28 protein-coding genes and 1 tRNA gene are annotated in these 23,063 nt (G+C 54.4%); 16 read left to right on the top strand and 13 right to left on the bottom strand.

Features of this window, described 5'->3' with window-relative positions; genetic code table 11:
- The 3 genes from T363_RS16215 to T363_RS0103895 all read left to right on the top strand — a co-directional run.
- Window positions 1-190 (top strand): hypothetical protein (locus tag T363_RS16215; RefSeq protein ID WP_031473434.1); only part of this gene is annotated, 190 nt, incomplete at its 5' end.
- Window positions 191-396: 206 nt separating this feature from the next.
- A complete protein-coding gene (locus T363_RS0103900; RefSeq protein ID WP_031473433.1) occupies window positions 397-600 on the top strand; it encodes an excisionase in 204 nt (67 codons plus the stop codon).
- 133 nt (window positions 601-733) lie between these two features.
- Window positions 734-1,927 carry a site-specific integrase gene (locus tag T363_RS0103895; RefSeq protein ID WP_031473431.1) on the top strand — a complete coding sequence of 398 codons (1,194 nt, stop codon included), beginning with the start codon at window positions 734-736 and terminating at the stop codon, window positions 1,925-1,927.
- Between the two features lie 322 nt (window positions 1,928-2,249).
- On the opposite strand, the gene T363_RS0103890 is transcribed toward T363_RS0103895, so the two are convergent.
- From T363_RS0103890 to T363_RS0103875, 4 genes are all read right to left on the bottom strand, one after another.
- Window positions 2,250-2,477 carry a hypothetical protein gene (locus T363_RS0103890; RefSeq protein WP_031473429.1) on the bottom strand — a complete coding sequence of 76 codons (228 nt, stop codon included), beginning with the start codon at window positions 2,475-2,477 and terminating at the stop codon, window positions 2,250-2,252.
- A gap of 13 nt (window positions 2,478-2,490) precedes the next feature.
- Window positions 2,491-3,021: a putative signal transducing protein gene (locus T363_RS0103885; protein WP_031473427.1), complete on the bottom strand. Its 531-nt coding sequence runs from the start codon at window positions 3,019-3,021 to the stop codon at window positions 2,491-2,493.
- Between the two features lie 23 nt (window positions 3,022-3,044).
- Window positions 3,045-3,623, bottom strand: a complete 579-nt coding sequence (locus tag T363_RS0103880) for a tRNA 5-(aminomethyl)-2-thiouridylate-methyltransferase MnmM (RefSeq protein ID WP_034971566.1) — start codon at window positions 3,621-3,623, stop codon at window positions 3,045-3,047.
- Window positions 3,624-3,701: 78 nt separating this feature from the next.
- A complete protein-coding gene (locus T363_RS0103875) occupies window positions 3,702-4,412 on the bottom strand; it encodes a peptidoglycan recognition protein family protein (protein WP_051643071.1) in 711 nt (236 codons plus the stop codon).
- Window positions 4,413-4,545: 133 nt separating this feature from the next.
- On the opposite strand from T363_RS0103875, the gene cysK reads away from it, so the two are divergent.
- Window positions 4,546-5,478 (top strand): cysteine synthase A, encoded by a 933-nt coding sequence (cysK, locus tag T363_RS0103870; RefSeq protein WP_031473421.1) that lies wholly within the window; start codon window positions 4,546-4,548, stop codon window positions 5,476-5,478.
- Between the two features lie 67 nt (window positions 5,479-5,545).
- Here cysK and rbr read toward each other — a convergent pair whose 3' ends face one another.
- The 4 genes from rbr to T363_RS0103850 form a co-directional block, all read right to left on the bottom strand.
- On the bottom strand, window positions 5,546-6,082 hold the full coding sequence (gene rbr, locus T363_RS0103865) for a rubrerythrin (protein ID WP_031473419.1): 537 nt from the start codon (window positions 6,080-6,082) through the stop codon (window positions 5,546-5,548).
- A 29-nt stretch (window positions 6,083-6,111) separates the two neighbouring features.
- On the bottom strand, window positions 6,112-6,525 hold the full coding sequence (locus tag T363_RS0103860; RefSeq protein WP_031473417.1) for a Fur family transcriptional regulator: 414 nt from the start codon (window positions 6,523-6,525) through the stop codon (window positions 6,112-6,114).
- 105 nt (window positions 6,526-6,630) lie between these two features.
- Window positions 6,631-7,284 carry a PAQR family membrane homeostasis protein TrhA gene (trhA, locus tag T363_RS0103855; protein ID WP_031473415.1) on the bottom strand — a complete coding sequence of 218 codons (654 nt, stop codon included), beginning with the start codon at window positions 7,282-7,284 and terminating at the stop codon, window positions 6,631-6,633.
- A 259-nt stretch (window positions 7,285-7,543) separates the two neighbouring features.
- Window positions 7,544-8,785 (bottom strand): polysaccharide deacetylase family protein, encoded by a 1,242-nt coding sequence (locus T363_RS0103850; RefSeq protein WP_031473413.1) that lies wholly within the window; start codon window positions 8,783-8,785, stop codon window positions 7,544-7,546.
- 144 nt (window positions 8,786-8,929) lie between these two features.
- On the opposite strand from T363_RS0103850, the gene T363_RS0103845 reads away from it, so the two are divergent.
- The 4 genes from T363_RS0103845 to thiE are packed head-to-tail and all read left to right on the top strand — an operon-like array spanning window position 8,930 to window position 11,298.
- On the top strand, window positions 8,930-9,460 hold the full coding sequence (locus T363_RS0103845) for a DUF1836 domain-containing protein (protein WP_034971564.1): 531 nt from the start codon (window positions 8,930-8,932) through the stop codon (window positions 9,458-9,460).
- A 2-nt stretch (window positions 9,461-9,462) separates the two neighbouring features.
- Window positions 9,463-9,936 carry a YbaK/EbsC family protein gene (locus tag T363_RS0103840; protein WP_031473409.1) on the top strand — a complete coding sequence of 158 codons (474 nt, stop codon included), beginning with the start codon at window positions 9,463-9,465 and terminating at the stop codon, window positions 9,934-9,936.
- A complete protein-coding gene (locus tag T363_RS0103835) occupies window positions 9,924-10,649 on the top strand; it encodes a nitrilase-related carbon-nitrogen hydrolase (RefSeq protein WP_078096899.1) in 726 nt (241 codons plus the stop codon). The genes T363_RS0103840 and T363_RS0103835 overlap by 13 nt, the downstream gene beginning before the upstream one ends.
- Window positions 10,650-10,665: 16 nt before the next feature.
- Window positions 10,666-11,298 carry a thiamine phosphate synthase gene (gene thiE / locus T363_RS0103830; protein WP_031473405.1) on the top strand — a complete coding sequence of 211 codons (633 nt, stop codon included), beginning with the start codon at window positions 10,666-10,668 and terminating at the stop codon, window positions 11,296-11,298.
- Between the two features lie 27 nt (window positions 11,299-11,325).
- Here thiE and T363_RS15950 read toward each other — a convergent pair whose 3' ends face one another.
- The 3 genes from T363_RS15950 to T363_RS0103820 all read right to left on the bottom strand — a co-directional run bounded on the left by T363_RS15950 (window position 11,326) and on the right by T363_RS0103820 (window position 13,132).
- Entirely contained in the window at window positions 11,326-11,562 is a 237-nt protein-coding gene (locus tag T363_RS15950) for a hypothetical protein (RefSeq protein ID WP_154658732.1), read from the bottom strand.
- 65 nt (window positions 11,563-11,627) lie between these two features.
- On the bottom strand, window positions 11,628-12,197 hold the full coding sequence (locus T363_RS15000; RefSeq protein WP_051643070.1) for a GerMN domain-containing protein: 570 nt from the start codon (window positions 12,195-12,197) through the stop codon (window positions 11,628-11,630).
- 362 nt (window positions 12,198-12,559) lie between these two features.
- Window positions 12,560-13,132 carry a biotin transporter BioY gene (locus T363_RS0103820; protein ID WP_031473401.1) on the bottom strand — a complete coding sequence of 191 codons (573 nt, stop codon included), beginning with the start codon at window positions 13,130-13,132 and terminating at the stop codon, window positions 12,560-12,562.
- Window positions 13,133-13,266: 134 nt separating this feature from the next.
- Here T363_RS0103820 and T363_RS0103815 point away from each other — a divergent pair.
- Both T363_RS0103815 and T363_RS0103810 read left to right on the top strand, forming a co-directional pair.
- Window positions 13,267-13,340 (top strand) — tRNA-Gly (locus T363_RS0103815).
- 262 nt (window positions 13,341-13,602) lie between these two features.
- Window positions 13,603-14,451: a glycoside hydrolase family 25 protein gene (locus T363_RS0103810; protein WP_051643069.1), complete on the top strand. Its 849-nt coding sequence runs from the start codon at window positions 13,603-13,605 to the stop codon at window positions 14,449-14,451.
- 111 nt (window positions 14,452-14,562) lie between these two features.
- On the opposite strand, the gene T363_RS0103805 is transcribed toward T363_RS0103810, so the two are convergent.
- Complete coding sequence (locus tag T363_RS0103805; RefSeq protein ID WP_031473397.1) at window positions 14,563-15,117, bottom strand: ECF transporter S component; 555 nt, start codon at window positions 15,115-15,117, stop codon at window positions 14,563-14,565.
- A 376-nt stretch (window positions 15,118-15,493) separates the two neighbouring features.
- Window positions 15,494-16,834: a butyryl-CoA:acetate CoA-transferase gene (locus T363_RS0103800; protein ID WP_031473395.1), complete on the bottom strand. Its 1,341-nt coding sequence runs from the start codon at window positions 16,832-16,834 to the stop codon at window positions 15,494-15,496.
- A gap of 241 nt (window positions 16,835-17,075) precedes the next feature.
- Here T363_RS0103800 and T363_RS0103795 point away from each other — a divergent pair, with 241 nt between their 5' ends.
- The 6 genes from T363_RS0103795 to T363_RS14420 all read left to right on the top strand — a co-directional run bounded on the left by T363_RS0103795 (window position 17,076) and on the right by T363_RS14420 (window position 23,063).
- Entirely contained in the window at window positions 17,076-17,909 is an 834-nt protein-coding gene (locus T363_RS0103795; RefSeq protein ID WP_031473393.1) for a transporter substrate-binding domain-containing protein, read from the top strand.
- Window positions 17,910-18,118: 209 nt separating this feature from the next.
- On the top strand, window positions 18,119-18,880 hold the full coding sequence (locus T363_RS0103790; RefSeq protein WP_031473391.1) for an amino acid ABC transporter permease: 762 nt from the start codon (window positions 18,119-18,121) through the stop codon (window positions 18,878-18,880).
- Between the two features lie 13 nt (window positions 18,881-18,893).
- Entirely contained in the window at window positions 18,894-19,682 is a 789-nt protein-coding gene (locus T363_RS0103785; RefSeq protein ID WP_031473389.1) for an amino acid ABC transporter ATP-binding protein, read from the top strand.
- Between the two features lie 282 nt (window positions 19,683-19,964).
- Window positions 19,965-21,146: a 4-hydroxybutyrate dehydrogenase gene (locus T363_RS0103780; RefSeq protein ID WP_242840223.1), complete on the top strand. Its 1,182-nt coding sequence runs from the start codon at window positions 19,965-19,967 to the stop codon at window positions 21,144-21,146.
- A gap of 102 nt (window positions 21,147-21,248) precedes the next feature.
- On the top strand, window positions 21,249-22,700 hold the full coding sequence (locus T363_RS0103775) for a 4-hydroxyphenylacetate 3-hydroxylase family protein (protein ID WP_031473385.1): 1,452 nt from the start codon (window positions 21,249-21,251) through the stop codon (window positions 22,698-22,700).
- 81 nt (window positions 22,701-22,781) lie between these two features.
- A complete protein-coding gene (locus T363_RS14420) occupies window positions 22,782-23,063 on the top strand; it encodes a hypothetical protein (protein ID WP_154658731.1) in 282 nt (93 codons plus the stop codon).

Here is a 23,063-nt window from a genome sequence, read left to right as displayed (position 1 = left end):
CGATTTGGAACGTACCTTAAACTGGATAGATAAACAGACGATAGGGACGATCAAGGCCGTCCGTATGATCGACGAGAAGAACGGGACAAACCATTTGGAAGGGATATATCAGGCAAAGGAACTGACAAGCAGGCTGAAAACCATTGTAGAGCAGCAGACAAGCAATATTGAGGATATGGTTATCAAATAAGCAGTATCTACCCCCTCACAGGGACGATTAAAAGTAATGAGCAAGCAGCAAAACCGCAAACCATTTTGAACCTTTGAAAGGGAATACAGTCATGAAGAACCAGACCAAGGGAGCGGTATAGCTGCGGGCGTTTGCAAAATGCCTGCACCTGTACCGCTGTTTTTATTTCGGGAATGGGAAAAAGCAATGTTGTGGGAGGTGGCCGAATGGCAGAAATCTATATCCCGGTCTATGAACAATACACGCTGACGATCAAGGAAGCGGCCTGCTATTTCCGCATCGGGGAAAACAAGCTGCGCAGATTAGCAGAGGAAAATCCGGATGCGCCGTGGCTGATCCGGAACGGCAACCGCATCCAGATTAAGCGCCGTCAGTTTGAAAAGGTGATCGATACGCTGGACGTAATATAAAAAAGGGCCTTGATACGCCAATCGAAATACCACATAAAATACAGGACAAAGGGCTGTACTCTTACTGCTGCTGTGGTATAATCATTGTGTCGTATCAAGGCTCTTTCCCTGAAATTCGGAAAGGAGCGATACCATGTCGGAAAAACGGCGCGATTCCAAAAACCGCGTACTCAGGACTGGGGAGAGCCAAAGAAAAGATGGAAGATACCTTTACAAATATGTGGATGCAGACGGGAAACCGCAGTCCGTCTACTCATGGAAGCTGGTTGCAACGGACAAAATACCTGCCGGGAAGCGGGACTGCGTTGCCCTGCGCGACAAGGAGCAGGAGATACGGAAAAATCTCTCGGATGGCGTCAGTACATCCGGCAGCAGGATGACAGTGGGTGAGCTGTATACGAGGTTTACTACCTTGCGGAGCAATGTCAAGCGCAGCACAAAAGGAAACAGGCAGTACACGGCCAAGTTGATAGCAGAGGATTTGCTTGGTGCAAAGCCGATCTCCTGTGTGAAGCCTTCTGATGCGCAGGAATGGGCGCTGCGGATGCAGGGGAAAGGGCTTTCCTACCGTGTGATCAACAATACCAGACGGTCGCTCAAGGCCGCATTTCAAATGGCGGTGTCTGATGGGTGGCTGCGGAAAAATCCGTTTGACTTTGCACTTAACACTGTGATAAGGAACGAGGTTAATGTGCGGTCTGCCCTGACAGAAAGACAGGAACGGGTGCTGCTTGACTTCATCAGGCAGGATAAGCCGTATGACCGTTATTACAACGAAATCCTGATCCTGTTAAGGACAGGACTGCGGATTGGCGAGTTCTGCGGGCTGACGGTACAGGATATAGACTTTGAAAACGGCCTTATCAATATCGACCACCAACTTTGCTGGGAAAAGGGCGGCAGCGGTTATTATATTGATACGCCGAAAAGCAAGAGCAGTATCCGCAAAGTGCCGATGAGTGCAGAAGCCCGCGAAGCGTTTGAATGTGTGCTAGCAAGGCGGGGCGAACCGGAAGCGTTTACAATAGACGGGTACAGTGATTTTTTGTTCGTCAATAAATCCGGGCAGCCATACTCTGCACACCACTATCAGGAAGCATTGTGCCGTGCAGTACAGAAGTATAACAGGACGCACGAGGAACAGCTTCCGAAAATTTCCCCGCATGTGCTGCGGCATACATTCTGCACCCGGCTTGTGAATAAAAATATAAATCCGAAAAGTTTACAGTATATTATGGGACATTCGGATATCAACATTACTTTGAACCTTTATGCGCATGTATCATTGGATGCTGTAAAGGCAGAAGTGGTAAAATTGATCGCATAACTTCAAGAAAACGGTTTACCACTTTATATACCACTTTTTACGGCAAAGTTATAAAAAGCGGGGCGAAGAAATGTGAAGTATCTTCCTTGAAAAGTTCCATAAAACACGGGCAACACCATGCTGTATGGACATTTAATAGCTTATAAAGAGTTCGTATATTCGGGCGATTTGTTTTATGAAAATCGCAGCTTGCTGCAATTTTCTATTGGATGCGCACGATCGTGCGAAAACTTTTTCGACAAACTGAAACGGAGTGCCACAGCACTCCGTTTTATTTTACAGTTTTCATCCGCAGCACAGCCGATACACCGCCAGCTACTTTTTACCGGCCGGCAAGTACCAAGGCAGCCGCCAATGCGAGCAGCACCATAACCAATGCGCGCAGGATGCGCAGCAGCCGTTGCCGGTTCCAAAAGCGTCTGTCACCCGGCAGAGCAGCCGCCTGCCGCTCCTCCTCAGTCGGCATATGATCGAGCAGCGGTAAACCACAGGTATTACAGCTTTGCACACCGTCATGGAATTCACAGCCGCAGCGGGGACACCAGGGCATCTTCTCCCCCTCCTTACATCCGGTTTGTCACAAAGTACAGCAGCACCAGCGCGGCGGCGATTACTGCCGCCACCACCGGCAGCAGCCGAAAGGACGCATCATCCTCTGCCTGCTGCGCCGGCATCTCCAGCGCCTGCTCTTCCGCCAGACGGGCCAGCTCTTCTTCATCCGGCGGCTGTTCCTGCAAACCTGCTTTCATCTCGTCGATCAACACACGGGCGCGGGCAGTGTCCGCTGCATCTACCAGAATCTCCACGCCGAAGCGGGCATCCGCCTCTGCATACGCTTGTATCTGCCGGAACGCTGCCGGCCGATCCAGTACCGTGATCCCCTGTGTGCGCAAAAGCTCACAAACCGTTTCTGCCTCCAGACGATTAGCCGCAGTAAATACAGCGATCGGCTTTGTCATCCCGTCGGGCAGCGCAGTCTCCTGCTGCGGCTCTGCCGTATATTCCGGCAGCGTATCGACCAACGGCACATCACAAGTGCTGCACCGGATAACTCCCTCCCGATATTCTGCACGGCATTTGGGACACCACGGCATAGCGATTCCTCCTTATTTCTGTGTTATGATTCTTTTATTATAGCACAGGTGCTTTTCTCTTTCCAGATAAAAACCGGCAGCGGCGGATCGTTCTCCCGATTGATCCAATCGCAGCTCAAAATAGTAAACGCTCGGTCGTTTATGTGTTTTAGATATGATAAAATTGCATTTTTCTCATCATATCCATTTTCTTTGCCATAATAAATTGCAAGTGCCATTACGCCGCCGGGTCGCAGCAGCCGCAGCCCCGTCTCGATTGCGGGCAGGGAGGAATCCGCCGTGGTAAATATTTTCGGATCGCCCCCCGGCAGACGGCCAAAATTGAATACAATGCAGTCCACGCTTTCCTGCGCTGCATAGCGCGCCATATGTGCGTGGCTGTCCTGAATCACCTCGGCCTGCCATCCCTCTGCCGCCAGCAAGGCACGTGTTTGGTTAACCGCTTCAGGCTGGATATCAAATGCCAACACCCGTCCCTCCGATCCGGCCAAGCGGCACAGCAGCGCTGTATCCCGCCCTTTTCCGGCCGTTGCATCAATACAAAACGCTCCCGGCTTGACCTGCCGCCGCAAAAAATCATGGACGATGTGCAATGTATTCATACCGCCCTCTCCTTCCGCTGTTTGCTGTTTTCCATTGTAACACAGCGGAAGCCGTTTGCAAACTGTCCCGTGGGCAGATCATGCGCCGTACAGACCGGCGCGGTCATTGATCACAAGCGTGCGCAGCAGATCGTCCGACAGGTTCAGACTCTGTTCCTCCCCTTGCAGCCATCCCTTCTGCACCAGCTTTTCCACCGTGGGTCTGCCCCATGCCGGTACATCCTCTGCTGACCGGTACACGGTTTTGCTCTGTTCGATCAGCCGTTTCACCTGTGCTTCTGTCATATCATCCGCCTCCTTGCATCGATTTTTGAATACCTCCCATGCCGCCGCACTTTCTACATACGGCGCAGGGCAGGTTTTATGGGTCACATCATAATGGCGCAGCACATGATCCTCCGCGATCGCATAGCGCTCCATCAACTGCCGCACCAGTGCCGCAGCCATCTGCTCGGTTTCCGGCATAAAATAATATTTTCCATTCTGTATGCGGCTGCACAGCTCGATCCCTATGCTGTTTGCATTGCGGCAATAGGGATGATAATACGTCCCCCGCGTGCCGCAGTGCCATGCAATGTCGCGATCAGCCACACTTTGCCATACCTCCCGTTCATCCACAAAATAATGCGCTGACGTCGAAAGCGTCTCACGGGCAAAATAATCCGCATTATTGCGGGCAGTATCGCCGTTATTGGCCGTAAAATGGATCACCAGATAGCGGATATCCTCTTTGTCGCGCGAGGCCGGCAGATAATTGCCCCGATGTGCCTGCTGAAATGAAATTTGCATCACGCTTCACCTCCTCTCTGCATATACTCTAAAAAATGCCGTCGGATTGACAGCTTTTAGTCAATCCGTACTATGCTTATGCAAAACTTTGTGCTATAATAATGAATAGACATGTTTGAGAGGAAGATTTTCAATGGTATGCAGCAACATCCTGGAAGCAGTCGGCCATACGCCGATGGTGCGTCTGAGCCGCATGGTCCCGGCAGACTGCGCCGAGGTGCTTGTCAAATTTGAAGGCCTGAATGTCGGCGGCTCCATTAAAACCCGCACGGCACTGAATATGGTGGAGGACGCCGAGCGCCGCGGTCTGATCGGTCCCGATACCATTATCGTCGAACCAACCAGCGGCAATCAGGGCATCGGCCTTGCACTGTGCGGCGCGGTAAAAGGCTATACTGTAAAGATCATCATGCCGGATTCAGTTTCCGAGGAGCGCCGCAAACTCGTGCAGCATTACGGTGCAGAAGTTATTCTGGTACATGATGCCGGTAATATTGGCGATTGTATTGCTGAATGTCAGCACATTGCAGACGAAATGGCTAAAAATGACCCAAGGGTTTTTGTTCCCGGCCAGTTTGATAACCCCGCCAATCCGGCGGTACACCGGCACCACACGGCAACCGAAATACTGGCGCAGGTCGGCGGACCGATCGACGGCTTCTGCTCTGGTTTCGGTACGGGCGGTACCATCAGCGGCATTGGCGAGGTGCTCAAGGCACAGAACCCGCAGCTTGAGATCTGGGCGGTCGAACCCGAGAACGCGGCGATCCTGTCGGGCGGCTCGATCGGCACCCATCTGCAGATGGGCATCGGCGACGGCGTGATCCCCAAAAATCTGAACAACGAGATTTACGACCATCTGTATATCGTAACCGATGACGAAGCGATTCAAACCGCCAAGGATCTTGCCCGTTTGGAAGGGCTGATGTGCGGAATTTCCAGCGGTACCAATGTTGCAGCCGCCATTCAGCTGGCGAAAAAGCTCGGTCCGGGCAAAACGGTTGTTACCGTGCTGCCGGATACCGCCGAGCGTTACTTTTCCACCCCCTTATTTGCCGCAGGATAATAAAAAACACCGTGGAATGAAAATTCCACGGTGTTTTTTTGCCGATAAACCGGCTGTTTTGCTCCAATCAATAATTTTCTGCCTTGATTTCAAAATATGCCTGCGGATGTGCGCAAACCGGGCAAACCTCCGACGCCTGCTTGCCTACCACAATATGGCCGCAGTTGGAGCACTGCCAGATGCAGTCGCCATCACGCGAGAACACCAGTTTATTCTCCACATTGGAAAGCAACTTGCGATATCGCTCCTCATGCTCTTTTTCGATCGCCCCGACCTGCTCAAACAGGAAGGCAATATCCTCAAAGCCTTCTTCACGTGCCTCCCTGGCAAAGCCTGCGTACATATCCGTCCATTCATAGTTTTCGCCTTCGGCTGCCGCCAACAGGTTTGCCGCCGTATCATTGATACCGCCCAGCAGCTTGAACCAGATCTTCGCGTGCTCCTTTTCGTTGCCCGCAGTCTCTTCAAAAAACTTACCGATCTGGACGTATCCGTCCTTTTTTGCCTTAGAGGCATAATATGTGTACTTGGTGAACGCCATGGATTCGCCTGCAAAAGCGGATTTCAGGTTTGCTTCCGTTCTGCTGCCCTTCAAATTTGCCATGATACTGCACTCCTTCGTACAAAATTAAATCAAACGGCAGGTCTGCCGTCCGCCTCGGAAGAACGATTCCTGCATGCGGGGCAGACCCCTTCAAACAGGATATCATACCGCTGCACTTCGACACCACAGGAATCCTCGACCTGACTGATCAGATCCTGCATATGCGGAAGCTTTACATCATACACATCACCGCAGCTGGTACAGCGCACATGGAAATGCTCCTCTGTATTAAAATCGAACCGGTCAGCTCCGTTCGGCACCGGCACCCGGCGGATCTCGCCCTGATGAGCCAACTGATTCAAATTCCGGTAAACCGTTGCTTTGCTGATGGACGGATGCTCCGCCGCTACGGCTTCATACACGTTATCCGCGGTGGGATGATCGTGCATCCGCAGCACGGTTTGCAGTACGATCTGCCGCTGCACCGTATTTCTGGTCTGCATAAATCTCACCTACATTTCAATTAGTATTAAATCTTATTAGGATTATATACTGATGAAGTCTACTTGTCAAGCATCGGTGAACAAATCGCAGCACATTATTTTCGCTCAAAGAACGTAGAGAAAAACCATAAAATAATGAAAAATACTTCCGGCGATCACAAACAGATGAAACAGCTCGTGAAATCCAAGCATCGGTCCCAAATTCGGTTTTTTGGCAATATAGATCACTCCGCCGATGGTATATGCGATGCCCCCTGCAGCAAGCAGCAGGATTGCCGGTACCGGCATGGACAACACCACACCGAAATCAAATGCGATCGCCCAGCCAAGCGCCAGATACAGCGCTGTCCCCAGCAAACGCGGCGCATCGATCCAAAGCAGCTTGACTGCGATGCCCGCCAATGCGATCATCCAGATTACGCTCAAAAACACATAGCTGCGCGGTGCCGGCATATACCGCAATACGATAGGTGTATAGCTGCCCGCAATCAGCACGTAGATCATGCTGTGATCCAGCTTTTTCAGCCGCCGCAGCACAGCGCCGCTCCGCCCGGAAAAATGATATACGCTGCTCGCAGCGTACAGCGCAATCAGCGACAGGCAGAATACCACAGCAGCGGCTGCCAGCTGTCCGGTTACCGCAGGTTCAGATAACAGCCGCAGCAGCATGGCCAGTAATCCCACACCACTGAGCACAGCCCCAACAAAGTGCGAATAACTGGAAAACGGTTCTCTTGCCCTCATAAATGCACGCGGCATATCGATCTCTCCTCGCATGATATAGTATTGAAAATTACTTATTGATTTATATCATACTACAATGTTTTGAAATTGCAATAGGCTTTTGTCAAATTTATTATAACCCGCTTTCTACGATCCCTATACCTGTACCCTGCAAATCAGGACGTTCCGCATATGCCAGTTTTTTTCATCCTGCTCCCAAATCTGCTTTGTAAAATTGAAATCCCGTCGAAAACCAACGTTTTCGACGGGATTATTGTATTCTTTTGCACCGCGCCTACGCAGTCACCTCCACCAGATGTGCTTCGCTGTTCCAATCTACCGCAAAACCGCACAGTTCACCTAAACTGCGCAGTTTATAATATGTAACGCCTTCCGCCTGATAGGATGCAACCATATGCGCCGCACCATCAACCATTGTGGGCGTGGGAAGCGACTGCAGCCGCCTTGTCCCCTGCGGCAGCGGCTGCAGCTCCGTGCCGAGCGGGGTATATGCCGCAAACGACGTTAGCTCAACCCGACGCTGCCCCGCGTTCCACTGCACGTCAAACCCGCTCGCGGTCTGCCGCAGCAGCATAGCCACATCCCGCACGCGCACAAAATGATGACCGTCCACATGATAGGCAGGCAGCCGGCTTTGCGCCCCGTTGACCGATATGGCCGCCAGCGTCGGCACCGCAGAATCAGCCCGCCGCAGCAAAGCGGATACCGGCTGATCCATCCGCACGGCATAGCGCGGCATTTTGTGCAGTGAAACCAACGGCGCTGCTGCGCCCGCCTTGGTAACCACGCTGACCGATACGCCATTTTCCTCCAACATCTGCTGCATCCAACTGTCATATGCACCAAACGGATAGGCGAAATAGCACACCTGCTTTTGCCCGGTATGCTGCACAATGCCGTCAATGCTGCGCCGCAGGTCGCCGCCCACACGTGCACGATAGGCGCGCTGTGATTCACCGCGGCGGCGCATCACGCCGTTGATCCCATCCGGCGCCAGCGATCCGCCGTACTGCCCGTTATGCAGCCCATAGGTATGCGAGCCTACCTCGACCAAACCGCTCTCTGCCATTTCACGCAGCTCGTCCCATGTCATAAAGCCGCGCGGCTCCCCGGCAGCCGTGGCGCGGTCTACATTCCCGCCCAATACGGCAATCACCGCTTTCATCCCGGTCTGCTGTAAAATCGGATATGCGATCTCGTAATTCGACCGGTATCCGTCATCAAACGTGATCATGACCGGACGGGACGGCAGTGCACCGCCGTTTTTTCGCAGCGCAGCCAGTTCCGATGGCAGCAGGGGGGTATAGCCATATGCCTGCAAAAACTCCATATCCATCCGGAACCGTTCTCCTGTCACCGTCAGGCTGTTTACAGCAGCAGGATCTTCCGTCAGATCGTGGTACATCAAAACCGGCATCGTTTGGGTATGCACGGCCGCACAAAACGGCACCGCAGATGTCATCACAGCTAGCAAAACCGCCAGCATAAGCAGCATTTTCCGTTTATTTCTTTTCATTTTGCTCCCCCCTGATTTTCATAATATGGTTTATATTCTACCCATCTGTATTATAGCACGCCCGCACGCCGTACACAACGCCCGTGTCGGGCTTGCACTCCGCAGGGACATGGCTTATAATAGATACGAAATGAGGTGACTGCCATGTCCCGGCTCAACGAAGCGATCGATGCGGTCTTTGCCGACCGTGATATCCACCCGGCAGACGTTCCCCGGCTGGAGCTGTATATGGATCAGGTGCTTTCCCTGTTCGAGCAGTATCTGTCTGGCACCAAACGCACGCCGTCCGATAAGCTGCTGACCAAAACCATGATCAACAATTATGTGAAAGAAGGGCTGATGACGCCCGTGCGCGGGAAAAAATACACCCGTGAGCAAATCATGCAGCTTCTTTGCGTTTATCATCTCAAGCAAACCCTGCGGCTGAGCGATATCAAAGCGTTGACCGGGCGGGAGGATGTGGATTTTGAGGCCTGCTACACCCGCCTGCTGCAGGAAAAGGAGCATCTGCGCACCATGCTGCCGCCCATGCTGCACGAGCATCTGCCTGCCGATCCGGACGACCCGAACGACCGGCTCGTGCTGTGTCTGGCGCTGAGCGAAACCGCCTGTTATCTGCGCCGCCTGTGCGAGCATCTGATCGACACCATCCCTGAATCCATCGGAGGCGACTGACCATGTCCATTGAAAAAGCGACTCGCTGGCTGCAGCAATTTGACGCAGCCGGCCGTATCCTGACCTTTGACAGCTCCTCAGCAACGGTTGCGCTGGCAGCGCAGGCCGTCGGCTGCGAACCGGCCCGTATTGCCAAAACCCTGTCCTTCCGCACCCCGGACGGCGTGATCCTGATCGTTGCTGCCGGTGATGCCAAAATCGATAACCCCAAATACAAGGCAAGCTTTGGCTGCAAGGCCAAAATGCTCACCTTTGATGAGGTGGAGCCTGAAACCGGTCATGCAGTGGGCGGCGTATGCCCGTTCGGCATTCCAGACGGTGTCGCGGTATTTCTGGATGCCTCGCTGCGGCGGTTCGAAACCGTCTTTCCGGCCTGCGGCTCCGCCAACTCTGCCATTGAACTGACCATTCCCGAACTGGAACGCTTTTCCGCCTTTCAAGCTTGGGTGGATGTGTGCAAAGGATGGGAATCATGACCCTTGCGCTCGCCCAGTTCGGTGCATCCGACCGCAAGGATGAGAACCTGTGCCGCATCCGTTCTTATGCACAGGAATCTGCACAATCAGGTGCATCTATGCTGTTTCTTCCAGAATACAGTATGTTTTATGCAAAAACGAACAGGCAGTCACAAAACTGCGAGGCTGCCGAACCGCTGGACGGCGCATTTGTATCCGCGCTCGGAGCAATCGCCCGCGAGGCCGGTCTGTGGCTTGCCGCCGGTCTGTACGAACGCACGGACAGCCTGCCCTACAACACGATCGTTGTGCTGGATGACCGCGGTATTCTGCGCGGAGCGCACCGCAAGCAGCGTTTGTACGATGCGTTCGGTTACCGGGAATCTGCGGAATGCCGCGCCGGTCAGACGGACTTTGTCCCCATCGATACCCCCTGTGGCAAGCTGGGTGTGATCACCTGCTTTGAGCTGCGTTTTCCCGCTCTTGCCGCTGCCCAGCGTGCAGGCGGCGCCGATATTTTATATGTGCCCGCCGGCTGGGCCGAAGGCCCGGACAAGCGGCTGCATTGGCGCACCCTGCTGTGCGCCCGTGCCATTGAAAACCACATGACCGTTCTCGGCGTGGATCAATATGCCGCCGGAACCTTTATCGGTCACAGCACCGCCTTCGCCCCGAACGGCACAGCCCTCGGCAGTATGACCGAGGGAGAAGGGCTGCTGACCATCCATTTATAAAAGAGGAGCTTCTGCCATGCAATTCGATCCTACCCTGTATGTAATCACCGACCGCAGCGGCCATACCACGGAAAGCCTGCTGCACGCAGTCGATCAGGCCTGCGCGGGCGGTGCAACACTGATCCAAGTCCGCGAAAAAGAGGCCGGCGGCCGTGATTTTCTCACGCTGGCGCAGCAGGTCAAGCAGGTGACCGACCACCATAACATTCCACTGATCATCGACGACCGGGTGGATGTTGCACTTGCCTGTGATGCTGCCGGTGTGCATGTCGGCGCAAGCGACCTGCCGGTTGCCGTATGCCGCACCCTGCTCGGGCCGGATAAAATCGTCGGCGCAACAGCAAAGACCGTTGAAGCCGCGCTGGCCGCTTGGAAAGACGGTGCAAATTATCTCGGTACCGGCGCAATCCACCCCACCTCCACCCGTGTTGCCACCCGGCTGACGCCGGTTTCCACCCTGAATGTTATCTGCCGCGCTGTCCCCATCCCGGTCGTTGCCATCGGCGGCTTGACTGCCGATAATATGAATGTCCTGTCGGACAGCCCGATCGCAGGCATCGCTGTTGTTTCCGCCGTAATGCAGGCAGACGATCCCTGCGCGGCAGCCTCCCTGCTTCGCAGCAAGATGTGCAATATGCGTAAATCATAAATAAAGCTGCTGTGAATGATCCAATCATCAGGTTTTGAGCGAAACAAAAGGCTTCGGCAATGCCGAAGCCTGAGACTGTCGAAAAACTTCGTTTTTCCGACAATCTATGTTTGGACTGCGCCAAACATGGACGAGAAAAAGTTCCTGTGCAGAAACTTTTTCTCTCTCAAAGTATAAAAGCTGAGGTACGCGCCCCCAGCTTTTATGCATTTGCAAAGCAAATGCTGTTTGATGCGCGCTGCCGCGCGTATTGGTGAAACGCATCAACAAAATACTTCTTCGACAGACTGAGGCTTCGGCGATGCCGAAGCCTTTTTGCTGATCCGTACTCAGTTGGTTGCCTGCAGCGGATAGTCATAAATCTCGTGCCCGCTTTCCAGCGGTGCGCCATCTACGGTCAGCAGCACACTGTCCACGCCGCGTGCCTGCACAAATGTGTTGACCAGCGAAAAAATCAGCATACTTTCCCCGGTCGTACCGGACGAGCGTACCGCATCCCCATAAACCGTGTTGAGATCAAGCGTCAGAATGCCGTCCGCTGTTTCGGAGGACTGCACCTTCACCCCTTCGGGCAGGGAACCGGCCTGAATCAGGGCATCGATCAAGGCCTGATTGGAGTCATCCTTTGCATCTGCGCCCACCGGTGTCAGGCTTTCCCCCTGCTCATCCGGTACATAAACAACCACCGAATCCCCGCCGGACGGATTGGGATCAACCGGCTGCACCGGAGCCTTATCCCCGTCATCCGGCTGCTCCGGTTTCGGCTCCGGCACCGGATCGGTGACCGGCGGTTTGGGCGCCGGTTCCTCTTCGCCTGCCAAAAAGCCAAATACCACTGCACCAATCACTATTGCAACGATCACAACGACCGCCGCAAGAATCCATACTTGCTTTTTCATGGTTACGCCTCCTGTCTGAATCGCACCAATTCTCCAGCCTGCCGGTGCTGCCACCGACAGGCTGCCGTATCTTTGCACTGATTATATCACAGCTATCCGTAAAAGAAAAGAACGCTTCCGCGTTCTTTTCACAGCCTGTCAAAAAAGTATGTTGTCGATGGGTGTCAGCAATATGCGCAGCAGCGCGCATAAAACAGCATTTGCAGCGCAAATGCATAAAAAGTCAGGACAAGTACCTGACTTTTTATACTTTGAGAGAGAAAAAGTTTCTGCTCAGGAACTTTTTCTCGTTCATGTTTGGCGCAGTCCAACCTCGGATTGTCGGAAAAACGAAGTTTTTCGACAGTCTCAGAAAAGCTGTATCATGCAGCCGTCTGCCGATAGGTACCGAGCACGGGCGCCAACCGCACCGCCAACGCTGCCGCAGCAGCAGCCTTGAACACATCCACCCCAATCGTCGGCACAAAGCACGTGACAAACAACGTCCAAACGCCAATCGGATCATGCAGATAAAATGCCTTGATGCACCAAAACCACGCCATACCGACCACATAAACCGCTGCCATATTCACCAGTGCCGCCAACAGAACCTGACGAAAGCCCCGCCGCTGCAGCCGCTGCATGATACTGCCGGCCAACCACGCCCCGACCGCAAATCCTGCAATACAGCCAAAAGTCGGCTGAAAAATATACTGTGGACCACCGCCGCCGGTAAAAATCGGAAGTCCAACCAGACCCAACACCATATAGGCTATGCACGCCAGTGTGCCATACCGCGGCCCAAGCAGCAATCCTGCCAATGTGGTAAACAGGGTTTGCAGCGTAAACGGCCACATCGGCACCGGTACCCGAATAAATGCCCCCACCGCAATCAAGGCGGCAAACAATGCACTCATGGTCAGCATCTGCGTTCTTTCGTTGATTTTTCTATCCATTGGAATCCCCCCGTTCTTGCTGGATGCAGTATATCACGCCCTTCCGTCATTGTCAACCTATTTTTATAAATAGTTGACATCTTAACTTTATCTTGACAAACCATGTACCTGCGATTACAATAATATAGTATCCTGCGGGTGTAGTTCATCGGTAGAACGGCAGCTTCCCAAGCTGCATAGGTGGGTTCGACTCCCATCATCCGCTCCAATCACGAAACGCCCGCATGATGCGGGCGTTTTCATTTCCTTAAGCGTGGTGCGGGTTTGAAGCCGTTTTACATGATTATCCACAGTCATAAATGATGCGTAAAAATCGCTAAAAACAAGGGCATGCAACACGAAAACCAACACGGCCTCCCTGTCTTTTATGTGGAAAAAACACGAATCATGTGATATGATAAAATAATAGGACAACCGCTTCCGGTTCTCCTGCTGTTTTTCCGTACCATAATTCCACAAGGAGCCTTTCTATGTCACAACCGCAATATCCGCGCCGTCCACGGCGCACCCCCAACAAGAGACGCCGCCTGCTGCTCATCCTGCTGCCTATATTGATCGTGATTGTCGGCCTGTCTTTGTTTGCCGTTTACCGTATGCAGCACAGCATCATCAAAAACGAGCTGGGGCTGCGCAATCTGCCGGTCGACAGCAGCCTGCTGCAAACCGGTGCGCCGTTCTATACTTACGAAAATGCAGATGACCGTGTCCGCGCCGTACCCGGGGTGGATGTTTCCATCTTTCAGGGCGAGATCGACTGGCCTGCTGTAAAAGCAGCCGGCGCCGAGTTTGCGATCATCCGTGCCGCCTACCGCGGCTATGAAACCGGCAAGCTGGTGCCGGATGATACCTTTGCACGCAATATCGATGGCGCTGCGGCTGCCGGTCTGCATGTAGGCGTATATCTGTTTTCACAGGCGCTGAACGAAGAGGAGGCCGTGCAGGAAGCCGACTATCTGCTCGAGCTGATCGACGGACATCCGGTCGATTATCCTGTTGTGTATGATCAGGAGGAATATACCGCCGATCAGGCGCGAACAGATGGACTGACCGGCGAACAGGCCACCAAAAACGCTCTTGCGTTCTGCCGACGGATCCACGAAGCCGGTTATCTTCCCATGATCTACACCAACAACGATTGGGCCGGTACCATGTACGACATGAAGCAGTTGGATCACTACCCCATCTGGTTTGCCGATTATACCACATTCCCCACCTTATCCGGCGGCTTTGCCATGTGGCAATACACCGATCAGGGAACTGTGCCCGGGATCAGCGGGCCGGTCGATTTGAATCTGCTGCTGCTGCCTGCCGACACATAACATCAGTATCATATACCTGCACAGCCCGGCGCAATGGCCGGAACACTGCAGGCACAAGTAAAGGACCGGGGTACTGCCCCGGTCCTCAACTTCCAAGGAAAAATCCATTTATCAGACCCGCATACGCTCGCCCATCTCTGTGCTCGCATGGCTGAGCACCGGCAGCAGCACGGCGCAAACGATCACACCGGCTAATCCCTGCACCATGTTGAACGGCACGCCGGCCAGCACTGCCGCGGCAGCAGCCCCTACTGTGCTTCCTGCAACCGTTTCCATACCGACTTCATACAAGAAATAGCCCGCTACCATCACAATCTCCGCCGGTATGCCGCACAGCGCCACACGCATCGGGGTGTTCCAATGCTCATGCTTGGTCAGCCGGTGATAAAGCCAACCGCCAACCAGCGCCGTCAGCGCCTTAATGGCAAATGTGCCCGGCACCCAAGCCATATATCCACCGAACAGGTCTGCCAGCATCGAACCAATGCCCGCTGCCAGCGCCCCCAGTCCCGGGCCCAGCAAAATACCGCAGGCCAGCACCAGACCATCTCCCAGATGGATATAGCCGAGCGTAGGTGTAGGAATCCGAATGACCATGGTAGCCACCGTAGTCAGCGCAGCGAGCAGTGCGGCAAAAATCAATGATCTGAGTTTTTTGTGTTCCATATCCGGCACCTTCTTTTCTGTTATGGTCTTATTGTATGCCTTTTCTGGCATTTTAGAAAGTGTCAGTTTTTGCGTTTTTTTCAATGCCAGATGGAAATAAAAAAGCAGCCCCGCAGGGCTGCTTCGAGACTGTCGAAAAACTTCGTTTTTTCGAGCAGTCTCTCGATCGAAACCACGCTTTCGATCGAATTTGCGACTGCGAACTGCGCCCTTTGGGCACAATTCTCCGTCGTCTTGTATAAAAACCCACGTGCCGGTCGCGGCTTTTTATGAAAATTGCAGCTTGCTGCAATTTTCTATTGAATACGCACTGCGGCGCGAATACTTTTTCAACAAGCTGAAAGCAGCCCCGCAGGGCTGCTTTCGTAAACCGTCATCAGATTTTGTTGGTACGCTTCCAGATGCCCATCTTTTCCGCATCTTTGATCAGCTGCTCGCGGAAATCCGGATGTGCCACCGAGATCAGCGCCTCTGCACGCTCCCACGAAGATTTGCCCTTAAGGTTGACCATGCCGTACTCGGTGACCACATACTGGGTAGCCGAGCGCGGATCGGTCACGATCGAGCCGTTCGACAGCGTCGGGCGGATACGGGAAGCCAGCGTGCCGTCCTTCTGCTTAAAGGTGGAGGACAGACAGATAAAGCTCTTGCCACCGTTGGAAAGGTACGCACCCATTACGAAATCAAGCTGGCCGCCGGTACCGGAGATCTGCTTAGTGCCGGCCGATTCCGCATTCACCTGACCGTACAGGTCGATATCGACCGCGTTGTTGATCGAAATAAAGTTGTCGATCTGCGCAATCACGCGCACATCATTGGTATAATCGACCGGTACCGATGCGCACTGCGGGTTGTCGTTCAGGTAATCATACAACTTCTGCGTACCCGCTGCGAAAGCATAGGCCTGACGGCCGCGGTCGATCATTTTCTTCGAGCCGTTGATCTTGCCTGCCATTGCAATATCCACAAATGCGTCCACATACATTTCGGTGTGCACGCCCAGATCCTTCAGATCCGACTCGGCGATCAGCGCACCTACGGTATTCGGCATGCCGCCGATGCCAAGCTGGAGGCAGGCGCCGTTCGGGATCTGTGCCACGATCAGCTCCGCCACCTTGCGGTCCACATCGGTCGCGGGTACCGAGCCGAGCTGCGGCATGGGCGCGTTATCGCCCTGCACGATCATATCCACCTCGGAAATGTGGATGCAGTCCTCCATACCGCCCAGGCAGCGCGGCATATTTTCATTCACTTCCAGAATGATCTTATCCGCCACATCGCACACCGCACGCAGGTGCGAAGCCTGCGGGCCAAAGCTGAAATAGCCGTGCGCATCCATCGGCGCAACCTGCAGCATCGCCACATCCACGTGGCCGATGTTTTCACGGTAGAATCGCGGCAACTCAGAATACCGCATCGACGCGTAGAAGCCTGCGCCCGTCGCAATGAACTTGCGCTCGATCCCCGACATGTGCCAGGAGTTCCATGTCATGTGCGCCGCGGGATCTTCGATCTGGTAGATCGCGGGCACGCGCATGAGCACGCCGCCGCGGAAATTTACATCGTGCAGTTCGGGCAGCCGCTTGGCCATCGCCTGATCGAGTACGTCTGGCGTGCCGACGCACCAGCCGTAATCCACCCAATCACCCGATTTTACTACTTTTACGGCCTCTTCCGCCGTTGTCAATTTGCTCTGATAAAGTGCCGTGTAATCCATTTTACCTGACCCTCCACTTACATATATTTCAATTTATTTTTTTGTAATATCCCAATAACGAACACGGATACTACATGAGTATACTATGCAATTTTCACAAGGTCAAGCAGGGTGCCACATAATACCAAAAGAAACCCAAAACCGCTCCAAAAGTTTTTCTTGATTTTCTTAAATAAAGTGGTACAATGGTAAAAGAATTTCACAGGGCAGCCAAGCAGGCTGCCGATCAGGAGGGTACCTCATGAAAACGAAAAAGCTATTGGCACTTCTTCTCACCGGCGCGATGACCGCCACCCTGCTCGCCGGCTGCGGCAGCAGCAATAACAACGCGGACGGCGGCGCAGCAGACAGCGGCGCAGATGCAGCGCAGAGCGATCTGGCCTATGTGCAGGATAAGGGCACGCTGGTCGTCGGCATCACCGAATTTGAGCCGATGGATTATCAGGACGCAAGCGGTGAATGGATCGGCTTTGACGCCGATCTTGCCAAGGCCTTTGCCGAGAGCCTCGGCGTAAAGGCGGAGTTCCAGCTCATCGACTGGAACAGCAAGGTCATGGAACTGGACGGCAAAACCATCGACGTAGTGTGGAACGGCATGACGCTGACCGACGAGGTCAAGAGCGCCATGTCCTGCTCCAACGCCTACTGCAGCAATGCGCAGGTCGTGATCGTCCCCAGCGACAAGGCTGCGGATTATCAGGACGCGGAAAGCGTAAAGGGCCTGTCCTTCGCGGTGGAAACCGGCTCAGCCGGCAAGGATGAGGTAGAAGCACTGGGCGCTTCCTTTACCGAAGTAGCTGATCAGGCGACCGCCCTGATGGAGGTTGCCTCGGGTACATCAGAGGCCGCTGTGATCGACTCGCTGATGGCTGCTGCCATGGTGGGCGAAGGCACCAGCTACGCCAACCTGACCTACACGGTCGGCCTGAACAGCGAGGAATACGGCGTTGGCTTCCGCAAGGGCTCCGATCTGACGGAAAAGCTCAACGAGTTCTTTAAAACCTGCTATGAAGACGGCACCATGATGAAAATTGCCGAACAGTACGGTGTGCAGGCCGCGCTGATCGAGCAGTAAATCCCATACCGATTACGGACAGAGAGCGGGAAACCGCTCTCTGCCGTTTGTCTGCCCAAGCTTCCTTTTTCAGGCAGTCCCCGTGCCATGCGGCCCCACTGCCGGGCAGGCCGTCCAACCCGCGACATGTGCGTGGGTTTTGCGCGTTTCTCCGTATCCCCCTACTGTGAAAACACCCGTATTTTAATTTTATAAGACAGGATGGTTGTATGAATATCAATCCCGAGCACCTGCCGATCGTCATCCATGCGCTGAACGTCGGCTTTGTGCAAACCTTAAAGCTGTTTGCGGTGACCCTTTTGGGTGCGATCCCGCTGGGCCTGATCATTTCGTTCGGCTCCATGAACAACTGGCGTCCCCTCGGCTGGCTGTTTTCCGCCGTTGGGCTTGCGCCGCAGGGCCGCTTCGGCAAGTGGCTGTCCAACATCCGCCCGATCCGCGCGCTGACCCGTTTGGTCGTCTGGGTCGTGCGCGGCACACCGCTGATGATCCAGCTGCTGATCATCTACTATTTCCCCGGTCTGGTGCTGGGCAATCCGATTTGGGGCGGCTCGGAAGCCGGGCGTTTCACCGCCTCCGCCGTGGCCTTTGTATTCAATTACGCCTGCTATTTTTCCGAAATCTACCGCGGCGGCATTCAGGGCGTACCGCGCGGACAGCAGGAAGCCGGTCTGGTGCTCGGCATGACCCGCCGGCAGATCTTTTTCAAGGTCACGCTGCTGCAAATGATCAAGCGAATCGTGCCGCCGATGTCCAACGAGATCATCACGCTGGTCAAAGATACCTCGCTGGCCCGCATTATCGCCCTGCAGGAGATCATCTGGGCCGGTCAGGCCTTTATGAAAGGCTCACAGGGCATTTCAGGCGTGATCTGGCCGCTGTTTTTCACCGCTATCTATTATTTGATCTTCAACGGTATTCTGACCGTACTGCTCGAACGGCTGGAACGCAAACTTGACTATTTCCGGTAAGGAGGGAGCCGCTATGCCCATTTTAGAAGTACAAAACATTCACAAGAGCTTCGGCTCCACACAGGTGCTGAACGATATCAGCTTTTCACTCGAACGCGGCAAGGCGCTTGCTGTGATCGGTTCGTCCGGCTCAGGCAAGACCACACTGCTGCGCTGCCTGAATTTTCTGGAAACGCCGAACGCAGGCCGCATCATTGTGAACGGTGAAACCCTGTTCGATGCCAGTGAGCACGCCTCGCAAAGCGATGCGGAGATCCGCAAAAAGCGGCTGCATTTCGGCATGGTTTTTCAGTCCTTCAATCTGTTCCCACAGTATACCGCGCTGGAAAACGTGATGCTCGCCAGCCTGCTGCTGGCCAAGGAGCGCCCCGACTATAAGCAGAACAAACACGCCATCCATGAGGAGATCGAGCACCGCGCCATCGGTCTGCTCAGCCAGATGAGTCTGGAGGGGCGCATGAGCCATTATCCGCACCAGCTTTCCGGCGGGCAGCAGCAGCGCGTGGCGATCGCCCGCGCCCTTGCCCTGCAGCCTGATATCCTGTGCTTTGACGAACCGACCTCCGCGCTCGACCCGGAGCTGACCGGCGAAGTGCTGCGCGTCATCCGCTCGCTGGCGGATCAGCACACCACGATGATCATCGTCACACACGAAATGGCCTTCGCCCGCGATGTGGCCGACCACGTGCTGTTCATGGACGGCGGTGTTATCGTGGAGGAGGGCACCCCCACCGACCTGTTCGAAAATACCAAAAATGAGCGTACCCGTGCATTTTTGAGCCGTTTTTCACAAAACAGCTAAAGAACGGAAATCAATGCAAAAACTTTTCGGTGGTTTTCACCATCAAACCATTTACAAATACGCATAAATGCGATAAAATAATCCCGTATTGAACATGCGGGATTTTTTATTGTCTATTTGTACAGGAATGATTGGTTAATTTCTGATGATTTTTTTGGTTATTTGTGTTGAACTCCTGACGCCGATTTGTTACAATAGAGGCACAGGACAGCTACGGCCTGTCAAACGCATAAAAAGCCCGCACGGCCTTTTATAAAATTTTAGAAATGGAGATGTTCAATTATGGCTATGGATGCTTTCAGCGCTTCCCTGATGCAGGACAAGAGAGAGATCGTCATTGCCCCGACCATTTACAAGTTTGCTAACTTTGCTGATTTCGCAGCGAAGTTCAAGCTCGGCGAGCGCGACGTTGTCCTCACCAACGAGTTTATCTACAAGCCCTTCATGGAGGAGCTTGGCCTGCCGAGCAAGTTCGTATTCCAGGAGAAGTTCGGTGTAGGCGAGCCTTCCGAGGCGATGATCGAAACCATGTACGAAGCCATTCCGTACGACTCCTACGACCGCGTCATCGCTGTCGGCGGCGGCGCTATCATGGACCTTTGCAAGCTGCTTGGCTGCAAGCGTCCGTCCTCTGTACATGAGCTGTACTTCAAGCGCGAGCCTGTTGTACATGAAAAGGAAGTTATCGCGATCCCGACCACCTGCGGCACCGGTTCCGAGGTTACCAACATCTCGGTTGCCATCGTTAAGGATGAGAAGGACGGCGTTCTGACCGGCGGCGAGACCAAGCTCGGCCTGGTTTCCGACGACATCATCCCGAACAAGGTCTGCCTGATCCCGGATCTGCTCAAGACCCTGCCGTACAAGCCGTTCGCCGCTTCTGCGATCGACGCGCTGATCCACGCGACTGAGTCCTTCCTCTCCCCGCACCGCAAGACCGTTACCTCTGAGATGTACTCAGTCAAGGCAACGGAGATGATCCTCGAAGGCTTCCGCCGCATCGCGCTCGAAGGCCCGGATGCCCGCATGGATTACCTCGGCGAGTTCGTTACCGCTTCCCTGTTCGCAGGCATCGCCTTCCTGAAGGCCGGCTGCGCTACCGTGCACGGCATGTCCTTCCCGCTCGGCGGCACCTACCACGTACCGCACGGCGAGTCCAACTATGCTCTGTTCGGCAAGATCCTCGAGATGTACGACGAGTACAATCCGGAAGGCGAGCTCGGCAAGTTCAAGGAAATCGTTGCACGCTGCCTCGGCTGCACCAAGGATGATGCACTGCGCACCCTGAACGTGACCCTCGAGAAGGTTCTGCCGCTCAAGCCCCTGCACGAGTACGGCTTTAAGGATGAGGACGTAAAGAGCTTTGCACTCTCTGTTGATGCAAACCAGCAGCGTCTGATCACCAACTCCTACCGCCCGTGGAGCATCGAGCTGAGCGAGCGCGTATACCGCGAGTGCTTCTGATTTAAGCGTTTCGCCTGATACAGGCGGGGAACCCCGCGTTCCCCGCCTTTTTTCAGTATAAGCGACCCACTTCACTGAAAACACAAAAAGAAAGGAAACTTGATCACTATGATGACCAAAGAGCAGTACATCGAGTCCCTGCGCAAACTGCACCTCAACCTGTACATGTTCGGCGAGAAGGTGGAGAACCCCGTAGATAACGAGATCATCCGCCCCTCCCTCAATTCCTTCGCCGCTACCTATGAGCTGGCCGAAGATCCCCAGTACGAGGATCTGATGACCGCTACCTCGCATATTTCGGGCAAGAAGATCAACCGCTTCACCCACATGCACCAGTCGACCGACGACCTGATCAAGAAGGTCAAGATGCAGCGCCTGCTCGGCCAGAAGACCGCAGCCTGCTTCCAGCGCTGCGTCGGCATGGACGCGATGAACGCCGTGTTCTCCTCCACCTACGAAATCGACGAAGCCTGCGGCACCAAGTACCACGAGAACTTCGTTAAGTTCCTGACCCGCGTACAGGACGAGGATCTTGCCGTTGACGGCGCCATGACCGACGTCAAGGGCGACCGCAGCCTAGCTCCGTCCAAGCAGGCCGATCCCGATCTGTACCTGCACGTTGTCGAGCGCACCGCGGACGGCGTATACGTTACCGGCGCCAAGGCACATCAGACCGGCTTTGTCAACTCGCACGAGGTGCTGGTCATGCCGACCATCTCCATGCGTGAAGGCGATGAGGACTACGCGATCTCCTTCGCCGTTCCGACCGATTCTGAGGGCATCACCCTGATTTACGGCCGTCAGTCCTGCGATACCCGCAAGACCGAGCAGTACAACGATATCGACGTAGGCAACAAGGTATACGGCGGCCACGAGGTTCTGGTTATTTTCGACCGCGTGTTCGTTCCGAACGACCGCATCTTCCTCAACGGCGAGGTTAAGTTTGCCGGCATGATCGTTGAGCGCTTCGCAGGCTATCACCGTCAGAGCTACGGCGGCTGCAAGGTCGGCGTAGGCGACGTGCTGATCGGCGCGACCGCACTGGCCGGTGATATGGCGGGTTCCTCCAAGGCGTCCCATGTAAAGGATAAGCTGATCGAGATGACCCACCTGAACGAGACCCTGTACTGCTGCGGTATCGCCTGCTCTTCGCAGGGCACCAAGACCAAGGCGGGCAACTACCTGATCGACCTGCTGCTGGCAAATGTCTGCAAGCAGAACGTCACCCGCTTCCCGTATGAAATCGCTCGTCTGGCACAGGATCTGGCTGGCGGTATTATGGTGACCCAGCCCTCTGAGGCGGATTACCGTAACCCGGCAACCCATGATTACATCGAAAAGTACCTCAAGGGTGTTGCTTCCGTTCCGACCGAGGATCGTATGCGTGTCCTCCGCCTGATCGAGAACATGACCATGGGCACCGCCGCTGTCGGCTACCTGCCGGAATCCATGCACGGCGCAGGTTCCCCGCAGGCGCAGCGCATCATGATCGCCCGTCAGTCCAACCTCGAAATGAAGAAGGAACTGGCCAAGAAGATTGCCCGCATCCAGTAATTTTTGCGCGAAGCATAGGCACTCACGGTCATTCCATGAGTGCCTATGTTTGCAATCGGCAAAAGAAAGGAGCCATGCACCGTGCTGCAATGCACCGTAAAGTTCTGCGGCGGCTGCAACCCGCGGTATGACCGCGGCGAAGCCTACCGCACGATCCGCGAAGCACTGTCCGGCACGGCCAGCTTCTCCCTGCCGGAGGATGGCGTGCACTATGACGTGCTCGTGATCCTGCGCGGCTGCACCGGCTGCGAATACCTTTACGAGGATATTGACGCCGACATCCGGCTCGTCTCTGTCTCCGCAGAGGATGTGCACAGTGTCATTCGCGAAATTCAAACCTTAGAAAAACACAAAAAGGATTGA

It is taken from the genome of Agathobaculum desmolans ATCC 43058 (assembly GCF_000701665.1).
Lineage (GTDB): Bacteria > Bacillota > Clostridia > Oscillospirales > Butyricicoccaceae > Agathobaculum > Agathobaculum desmolans.
The sequence above is the reverse complement of the archived record's forward strand: the minus strand, read 5'-3'. Positions and strand labels throughout refer to the sequence as shown.

Coding starts and splice junctions, on each gene's coding strand:
- T363_RS0103900 (WP_031473433.1), top strand. CDS start 397: ATGGCAGAAATCTATATCCCGGTCTATGAACAATACACGCTGACGATC.
- T363_RS0103895 (WP_031473431.1), top strand. CDS start 734: ATGTCGGAAAAACGGCGCGATTCCAAAAACCGCGTACTCAGGACTGGG.
- T363_RS0103890 (WP_031473429.1), bottom strand. CDS start 2,477: ATGCCCTGGTGTCCCCGCTGCGGCTGTGAATTCCATGACGGTGTGCAA.
- T363_RS0103885 (WP_031473427.1), bottom strand. CDS start 3,021: ATGCCGTGGTGTCCCAAATGCCGTGCAGAATATCGGGAGGGAGTTATC.
- T363_RS0103880 (WP_034971566.1), bottom strand. CDS start 3,623: ATGAATACATTGCACATCGTCCATGATTTTTTGCGGCGGCAGGTCAAG.
- T363_RS0103875 (WP_051643071.1), bottom strand. CDS start 4,412: ATGCAAATTTCATTTCAGCAGGCACATCGGGGCAATTATCTGCCGGCC.
- cysK (WP_031473421.1), top strand. CDS start 4,546: ATGGTATGCAGCAACATCCTGGAAGCAGTCGGCCATACGCCGATGGTG.
- rbr (WP_031473419.1), bottom strand. CDS start 6,082: ATGGCAAATTTGAAGGGCAGCAGAACGGAAGCAAACCTGAAATCCGCT.
- T363_RS0103860 (WP_031473417.1), bottom strand. CDS start 6,525: ATGCAGACCAGAAATACGGTGCAGCGGCAGATCGTACTGCAAACCGTG.
- trhA (WP_031473415.1), bottom strand. CDS start 7,284: ATGCCGCGTGCATTTATGAGGGCAAGAGAACCGTTTTCCAGTTATTCG.
- T363_RS0103850 (WP_031473413.1), bottom strand. CDS start 8,785: ATGAAAAGAAATAAACGGAAAATGCTGCTTATGCTGGCGGTTTTGCTA.
- T363_RS0103845 (WP_034971564.1), top strand. CDS start 8,930: ATGTCCCGGCTCAACGAAGCGATCGATGCGGTCTTTGCCGACCGTGAT.
- T363_RS0103840 (WP_031473409.1), top strand. CDS start 9,463: ATGTCCATTGAAAAAGCGACTCGCTGGCTGCAGCAATTTGACGCAGCC.
- T363_RS0103835 (WP_078096899.1), top strand. CDS start 9,924: ATGGGAATCATGACCCTTGCGCTCGCCCAGTTCGGTGCATCCGACCGC.
- thiE (WP_031473405.1), top strand. CDS start 10,666: ATGCAATTCGATCCTACCCTGTATGTAATCACCGACCGCAGCGGCCAT.
- T363_RS15950 (WP_154658732.1), bottom strand. CDS start 11,562: ATGCGTTTCACCAATACGCGCGGCAGCGCGCATCAAACAGCATTTGCT.
- T363_RS15000 (WP_051643070.1), bottom strand. CDS start 12,197: ATGAAAAAGCAAGTATGGATTCTTGCGGCGGTCGTTGTGATCGTTGCA.
- T363_RS0103820 (WP_031473401.1), bottom strand. CDS start 13,132: ATGGATAGAAAAATCAACGAAAGAACGCAGATGCTGACCATGAGTGCA.
- T363_RS0103810 (WP_051643069.1), top strand. CDS start 13,603: ATGTCACAACCGCAATATCCGCGCCGTCCACGGCGCACCCCCAACAAG.
- T363_RS0103805 (WP_031473397.1), bottom strand. CDS start 15,117: ATGGAACACAAAAAACTCAGATCATTGATTTTTGCCGCACTGCTCGCT.
- T363_RS0103800 (WP_031473395.1), bottom strand. CDS start 16,834: ATGGATTACACGGCACTTTATCAGAGCAAATTGACAACGGCGGAAGAG.
- T363_RS0103795 (WP_031473393.1), top strand. CDS start 17,076: ATGAAAACGAAAAAGCTATTGGCACTTCTTCTCACCGGCGCGATGACC.
- T363_RS0103790 (WP_031473391.1), top strand. CDS start 18,119: ATGAATATCAATCCCGAGCACCTGCCGATCGTCATCCATGCGCTGAAC.
- T363_RS0103785 (WP_031473389.1), top strand. CDS start 18,894: ATGCCCATTTTAGAAGTACAAAACATTCACAAGAGCTTCGGCTCCACA.
- T363_RS0103780 (WP_242840223.1), top strand. CDS start 19,965: ATGGCTATGGATGCTTTCAGCGCTTCCCTGATGCAGGACAAGAGAGAG.